This is a genomic window from Bradyrhizobium sp. NBAIM08, from assembly GCF_020193935.1.
Lineage (GTDB): Bacteria > Pseudomonadota > Alphaproteobacteria > Rhizobiales > Xanthobacteraceae > Bradyrhizobium > Bradyrhizobium yuanmingense.
Genome location: NZ_JADYVR010001225.1, coordinates 1 through 389, shown reverse-complemented (window position 1 = coordinate 389; position 389 = coordinate 1). Strand labels below are relative to the sequence as shown.

Genomic DNA, 389 nt, shown 5'->3' with positions numbered 1-389 from the left:
GAGGAGAAGAATAAATTAGATACTGCTTTTACTATTTTTTATATGGGTATCAATCTTGGCGCTTTTCTCGGCCAATTAATTTGCCCTTTGCTGGGTGATGTAGTAGATGAAAATGGTGTAAGAGATGTTTTTGCTTTTAAATGGGGCTACCTAGCTGCTTCAATAGCTATGCTGATTGGTACTACTACATTTTTCTTTTTAAAAGATAAATATGTAAGAACTCCTGAAGGACGACCAATTGGCGGATTACCTTCTAAAAATTCTGCAGAGGATTATGAAGAAGGGGAATCGCAAAAAGCTACCTTTTCTTCCAAATCATTAATACTTGCATGTGTTGCTTTTATTATTTTAGGACTTTGCTTTCATTATGTTTTTGAACAGAATATAAT

General features: G+C 33.9%; 1 pseudogene. It reads left to right on the top strand.

Annotated features, from left to right (window positions below):
• Positions 1-389, top strand: a pseudogene (locus I6F37_RS44255) (hypothetical protein); the annotation flags it as partial.